Source organism: Mesorhizobium sp. M7A.F.Ca.CA.003.01.2.1 (assembly GCF_003998945.1).
GTDB lineage: Bacteria > Pseudomonadota > Alphaproteobacteria > Rhizobiales > Rhizobiaceae > Mesorhizobium > Mesorhizobium ciceri.
Genome location: NZ_RZRA01000225.1, coordinates 1 through 6,550 on the forward strand (window position 1 = coordinate 1; position 6,550 = coordinate 6,550).

Below are 6,550 nucleotides of genomic sequence, written 5' to 3' on the forward strand. Positions count from 1 at the left end.
GTGCCGATCAGCCGTCGCAGCCTAGCCGGCATTTTTCGTCCTCCGACTATTTCGCCAGTCCCTCATCGGGGTTTCGCCGCCCTTTGGCCTTGAGGCTGCGCGCGGCTTGCTCGACCGCGGCGCGGTCGTTGCCCAAGCGGTCGAGCAGTTCCTGTGCCTCGTCGCCGGAGATGCCGGTGCGCACCGCCAGCGCCTCGACCTCCAGCACGTCGGAGCTGGCGATCTCGCCGGTTTCAGGCAGCGCGTCGCCCGCCGTCAGCGGCAGGGCTCCCTCGCGGTCGATCTCGGCCTCGGCCTGGTGCCAGTGCCGCTCGGGGTCGCCCTGCATGCGGCCTTCCCGTTCCCAGATCTGGTAGGCGCGCTCACGAATTCTGTCGTCCCGGTCGTCGCTCATGGTCAGTCCTCCTTCGGGTCAGGGTTGAACGTCGCGCCAATGCGGACGCTCCGGAAAATCCGCGCGATCGGATCGCCATGCCGGCGGTGCGCGGGGGCTACTGGCATTGCCGTCTCGGGCCACCGGAGTATGGCTGGTAGCTGTTGTCTTCCGGGCGATAGGAGCGGTAGCGGCTGAAGCAGGAATCGACATGGTCGGCCGAAAGCGCTTCGCCGTCATCATCGGCAAGGTAGACGCCAAGGCCAGCGCCGTTTTCCCCGCCGTCGCCGGCAGCCGGCTGGCCGGCCTGACCGGCGGCTTCGAGATAGGGCGAGATGCAGGGGCGCAGCTGCCCGCTGTAGGAGAGATAACTGTTGTCGTCCGGATGGTAGGAGCGATAGCGGCTGGCGCACCAGGCGAGATGCGGACGCGGCAGGTCGGTTGCCTTGGGCGCGATGGCGCCGGTGACCGTCGGGTCGGGCGGCGTTTCCGGCGGTTTGGCGGGGATGTCGGGCGGCGCCGGCTGGGCGGCCGGCAGGCGTTCGAGGCCCTGCCCGGCTTTGTTCACCGGCCGCGCCTTCTTGGTCCACAGCTCCGCCACGCTGACGGTGGCCGTTGCCTGGCGCGGCGGCTTTGCGGCAAGCAGCCAGGCGGCGAAGCCCAGTCCGCTGCCGAAGACCGCAAGGGTCAGCACGAAGCCGCAGACCAGTCCCAAAACCGCTTTCACGACACGCTCCTTCAGTCCCTGCTCATAGAATGCGGGGCCTCAAGGCTGGTTCCAGAAAAACGCTGGCGCGCGCGCCGGCGTTGCCGCCGGGCGCAGCCGCCAAGGGAGGCTCAAAACCCCGCCCAGACACAGTTCAGAAACAATATTCAACAGTTCGGAAAAACTGCCGAAAAGATCGGATGGCATAAGCATCCCACAACAACTGGAAAAATGGCCGTGCCGGGCAATGCCCGGCCTGGACGGGAAAGTATGGAAATGGATCACGGTGTCGATGTCGCCGAACTGGACGCGGAACGATCGGGGCTGGAAAGCGGCCCGGCAGGTGTCGATGCGCTGGTAAGAACGGCTCCCGCGACAGCCAGGCGCGGGCAAATCCTGACGGGCGCCGACTTTGCCCGCCAAGGCTTGCCCGGCGAGCGGCTCGACACCGTCTTCGAACAGCTTGCCGAGATGTTCGCAGCGCTGCCGGCGGTGATCTCCGACGGGCGTGTCTGGACCTATCGGGAGCTGGACAGGCGGGCCAACCAGTTCGCCCGCCTGCTGATCAAGCGCGGCGTGAAGCCGGGCGACCGCATCGGGCTCATCCTCGACCGCTCGGCGGAGACCTATGTCGCGCTGCTCGCCGTGATGAAGGCGGGCGCTGCCTTCGTGCCGCTGGCGACCGCCTTTCCCGAGGAGCGGATGGCGCTCATCATCGAAGACGCCGGCGTCAGCCTGATCGTCACCATCGCCGCCTATGCGTCGCGCGCCGGCCAGCTGCCGGTCCCGCATCTGCTGATCGACAGCACTGCTGCCGAAATCTCCAGACAATCCAACGCGCCGCTGCAGCCGCATGCGAAGGCCGCTTCAGCGGACGACACCTGCTACATCCTCTACACGTCGGGCACCACCGGCAAGCCCAAGGGCGTGGTCATCAAGCACCAGAGTTTCGTCAATTTCATCCGCGTCGCCGCCGCCTCCTACGGCTACCGGCCGGGCGACCGCGTCTACCAGGGCATGACGATCGCCTTCGACTTTTCCTCCGAAGAGATCTGGGTGCCGTTCGTCGCCGGCGCGACGGTGGTGCCCGCTCCTGGCCAGATGCCGCTGGTGGGCGAGGAACTCGCCGATTTCCTGCGGCTCCATGACATCACCTGCATCGCCTGCAGCCCGACGCTGCTGTCGTCGATGACATCGGATGTGCCCAGCCTGCGCACGCTGCTGGTGGGCGGCGAGGCCTGTCCGCACAATCTGGTGGTGCGCTGGTCGAAGCCGGGGCGGCAGATCCTGAACACCTACGGCCCGACCGAGGCGACCGTCACCGCCACCATGGGCGCGCTGACGCCGGACAGTCCCGTCACCATCGGCGCGCCGCTGCCGACCTACTCGATCGTCATCCTCGACGCTTCGCTGCCGCAGCTTGCCGAGCCGGGCGAACTGGGCGAGATCGGCATTGCCGGCATCGGGCTCGCGGTCGGCTATCTCAACCGGCCCGACCTGACCGAACAGAAATTCATCGCCGATTTCGTCGGCCTGCCGAACAACCCGTCCAAGCGCATCTACCGCACCGGCGACCTTGGCCGCATCAACGACCAAAGCGAGATCGAGTATAACGGCCGCATCGACACCCAGGTGAAGATCCGCGGCTACCGCATCGAGCTCGGCGAGATCGAGGCGGTGCTGCTCGACCAGCCCGAGATCGCTCAAGCCGCCGTCACCACCTGGGAGATCGAGCCCGGCCGCGTCGAACTCGTCGCCTATTTCGCAGCGAAGGCCGGCCAGACGGCGATCTCGCGCGCGGACCTCGCCAGGACGATGAAGCGGCGGCTGCCGGACTACATGGTGCCCTCCTATCTCGAGGAGCTGCCGGCGATCCCGATGACGGTTTCCAACAAGGTGGATTTGCGCCAGCTGCCGAAGCCGACAAGCGTGCGGCTTTCGGGCGATCGCGCCATGGTCGCGCCCGCCAATGACGACGAGCGTTTCCTGGCCGACGCGCTGGCCGCGGTGCTGAAGTTCGACGAAGTGTCCGTCGAGGACAATTTCTTCGACGATCTCGGCGCCAACTCGCTGCTGATGGCGCATTTCTGCGCCCGTGTGCGCACCAGGAAGGAATGGGCGACGGCGTCCATGCGCGACATCTACCTCCACCCGACCGTGGCGCGGCTGGCGCTGCATCTGGGCGTAGCGGACGAGATGACGACGGCCACCAACGAGCCCGTCCTCACGCGGCGGGCCTCCAATCTTGCCTATTGGACCTGCGGCGCCGCACAGCTGATGTTCTACGGGCTCTACAGCTATGGCGCCCTGTGGGCGATCAATGGTGGTCTCAACTGGATGTACGACGCGCTCGACGATCCGCTGCAGCTCTACATCAGGTGCGTGGCGCTTTCGGCCGCCGTGTTCTTCGGCATGTCGGGTTTTGCCGTCCTCGCCAAATGGGTGCTGGTCGGCCGCTGGAAGGCGGAAGCGTTTCCCATCTGGGGCGTGCGTTACTTCCGCTTCTGGGTGGTCAAGACGTTGATCCGCACCGCGCCCGTCGTGCTGTTCCGCGGCAGCCCGCTCTACAGCATCTACCTGCAGCTTCTCGGCACCAGGCTCGGCAAGAACGCCGTCATCGAATCGAAATCCGTGCCCGTCTGCACGGATCTCATCTCGATCGGCGCCAACACCATCCTGCGCAAGGAATCGATGATCCTCGGCTTCCGGGCGCAGGCCGGCTATATCCACACCGGGCCGCTGACCATCGGCCGCGATGCCTTTGTCGGCGTCGGTTCGACGCTCGACATCGACACCAGGATCGGCGACGGCGCCCAGCTCGGCCATTCGTCCTCGCTGCACCGCGGCCAAAGCATCCCCGACGGCGAACGCTGGCATGGCTCGCCGGCCGTGCCGACCACGGCCGACTATTGCAAGGTGCGCAATGTCGATCCGTCCAACATCCGGCGCTTCCTGTTCGAAGCGGTTCAGCTGATCGGCCTGTTTGCCATCGTCACTCCCTTGCCGCTCCTGTTCCACAGCTATTGGGAAAATGTCGGCGACGACTACCAGGAAACCATCGGCGTCGTCGCGATCGGCACCACGGTGACGCTGTTCGGCTACATGGCCGCATCCTTCCTGGCGGCGACGCTGGTGCCGCGCCTGGTCAGCCTGCTGTTGAAGCCAGGCCGCACCTACACGCTGTACGGCTTCCGCTACTGGCTGCAGACCGTCGCTGAATTCTCCAGCAATTCCCGCGTGCTCGGCCTGCTGGCCGGCGACAGCTCGGCCATCGTGCACTACATGCGAGCGATCGGCTGGAATCTCAACAAGGTGGTGCAGACCGGCTCCAATTTCGGCTCCAACCAGCAGCACGAAAACCCGCTTCTGTGCGAGATCGGCACCGAGACCATGGTGTCGGACGGGCTGTTCATGATCAACATGCACAAATCCGCCGCCGCCTTCAGGCTCGAGCCGACGAGGATCGGCGAGCGCAATTATCTCGGCAACAACATCTACTATCCGCCGGACGGCCGCACCGGCGACAACGTCCTGCTCGGCACCAAGGTGATGATCCCCATCGACGGGCCGCTGCGCGAGAATGTCGGGCTCTTGGGTTCGCCTGCCTTTGAAATCCCGCGCATGGTGAACCGCGACAAGGAACTCATCGCCGGCATCGACGAGGACGACCGGCGCCGGCGCATCCCATTGAAGAACCGCCACAATCTGGTGACGATCCTGCTGTTCGTGGCAACGCAATGGGTCATGCTGTTCGCCACGCTGGCGATCTGGGACCGGGCGCTGAACTACTACACCGAATGGGCTGAAGTCGCACTGTTCGTCGCCGTGCTGCTGACCTCGGCGATCACCATTCCGTTCTACATCTTCGTGGAACGGGCAAGTCTTGGTTTCGGCAGGCTGAAGCCGCAGATGACGACGATCTATGACGTCGCGTTCTGGCGTCATGAACGCCACTGGAAGCTGGCGGATTCGCCGATCGTGCGGCTGTTCGCCGGCACGCCGTTCCGGCCGATGATCCTGCGCATGCTGGGCGTCAAGATCGGCAGCCGTGTCTATGACGGCGGCAGCAATCTGACAGAACGCTCGCTGGTGGAGATCGGCGACGACGCCACCCTCAACGAGGGCTGCGTCATCCAGGCCCATTCGCTGGAAGAAGGCGCCTTCAAGTCCGACTTCATCCGCATCGGCAAGGGCTGCACGCTCGGACCCTCCGCCTTTGTCCACTACGGCGTTGTCATGGGCGAAGGTTCGGTGGTCGATGTCGACTCCTTCGTCATGAAGGGCGAAGAGCTGGAGCCCAACTCCATATGGCGCGGCAACCCGGCCAAGCTGCATCGCTTCGTCGAACCGATCACCGAGTCCTCGGCCAAGGCATCGGCTTGAACACCGAGGACATCCGTCTCGTTGCCGTGACCAGGGCCAACCGCGCTCTGGTGGCGGCCCTGGAACTGGCTCCGGAGCAGAGGGATTTCGTCGCCGGCAATTCGGAGTCCCTCGAAGAAGCCGAAACCGACGAAGACGCGCGGCCGCGCGCCATCATGGCTGGGACCCGTGTCGTCGGTTTCCTGATGTACGATGCGTCGGACAACGAGGCGCTGGTCTACCGCTTCATGATCGACCGCGCCCACCAGGGCAAAGGCTATGGCAAAGCCGCATTGCGCGCCTTGCTCGACGAGATCGGAAATCTCGGCCATATCAGGGAGGTTTCGATCTGCTACGAGCCCGAGAACGAGGCCGCACGCCACCTCTATCGCGCAGCCGGCTTCGTGGAACAAGGCATCGACGAGGACGGAGAAATGATCGCCGTCCTGCCGATGGTCGATCGTTGACGCCGCCCGTTGCGAATTCATCGGCGGAAACGACCCTGCTGGAGGCTATGGCCGCGATCGCGCCGAGCGGTGTCCGGATCGGATGCCGCCTGATCCGCGAAGGCGATGAAGCCCATCTGCTGCCCATGGAAGCCCGCTCTATCGCGGCGCGCCAGCTTGCCATGCGGCGCGCCAGCGGCGCTGCGCGCTGGATCGCGCACGGACTGCTGGCGGAGCTTGGCGTCGGCGACGTCGCCATCCTGCGCGCGCCAACCGGCGCGCCGGTCTGGCCCGAGGGAATAATGGGTTCGCTCGCGCACGACGACGACATGGCGGTAGCGGCGGTTGCACCGGTTGGCGATATCGCCTCGCTCGGCATCGACGTCGAGCCCGCGCAGCCTCTCCCGGATGATATTTTGGCGCTCGTGACAACACCCGCGGACCGCACCGACGCAGCCGACCGGCATCTTGCCGGCCGCATCCTTTTTGCCGCCAAGGAAGCCGTCTACAAGGCCGTCTATCCGCTCGATCGCGAGGTGCTGGGCTATGAGGACATCACCGTCGACCTGAACGCAGGCCACGCGACGACGAAGACAGGCCGCAAGGCCAGGCTCGCCTACTGCGTTGCCCCGCGCGTGGTGGTGCTGGCGTTTGTCGAGAAAG

At 65.5% G+C, this 6,550-nt stretch carries 5 protein-coding genes; 3 read left to right on the forward strand and 2 right to left on the reverse strand.

Annotation, left to right across the window (positions count from 1 at the left end; genetic code table 11):
- Positions 1-46: 46 nt before the first annotated feature.
- Together EN969_RS11865 and EN969_RS11870 are read right to left on the reverse strand one after the other, a co-directional pair.
- Positions 47-394, reverse strand: a complete 348-nt coding sequence (locus EN969_RS11865) for a DUF2934 domain-containing protein (protein ID WP_027160800.1) — start codon at positions 392-394, stop codon at positions 47-49.
- 97 nt (positions 395-491) lie between these two features.
- The gene (locus EN969_RS11870; RefSeq protein WP_063168611.1) at positions 492-1,100 is read right to left on the reverse strand and encodes a BA14K family protein; all 609 of its coding nucleotides are present in this window, start codon (positions 1,098-1,100) and stop codon (positions 492-494) included.
- Positions 1,101-1,349: 249 nt separating this feature from the next.
- On the opposite strand from EN969_RS11870, the gene EN969_RS11875 reads away from it, so the two are divergent.
- The 3 genes from EN969_RS11875 to EN969_RS11885 form a co-directional block, all read left to right on the forward strand.
- Positions 1,350-5,462 (forward strand): Pls/PosA family non-ribosomal peptide synthetase, encoded by a 4,113-nt coding sequence (locus EN969_RS11875; RefSeq protein WP_063168612.1) that lies wholly within the window; start codon positions 1,350-1,352, stop codon positions 5,460-5,462.
- Positions 5,459-5,908, forward strand: a complete 450-nt coding sequence (locus EN969_RS11880) for a GNAT family N-acetyltransferase (RefSeq protein WP_244514318.1) — start codon at positions 5,459-5,461, stop codon at positions 5,906-5,908. The genes EN969_RS11875 and EN969_RS11880 overlap by 4 nt, the downstream gene beginning before the upstream one ends.
- A gap of 47 nt (positions 5,909-5,955) precedes the next feature.
- Positions 5,956-6,550: 4'-phosphopantetheinyl transferase superfamily protein (locus EN969_RS11885; RefSeq protein WP_127419139.1), on the forward strand; the 595-nt coding region annotated here is incomplete at its 3' end.

Excerpts from the sequence above, each read along its gene's own strand:
- EN969_RS11865 (WP_027160800.1), bottom strand. The coding sequence starts at position 394 with ATGAGCGACGACCGGGACGACAGAATTCGTGAGCGCGCCTACCAGATC.
- EN969_RS11875 (WP_063168612.1), top strand. The coding sequence starts at position 1,350 with ATGGAAATGGATCACGGTGTCGATGTCGCCGAACTGGACGCGGAACGA.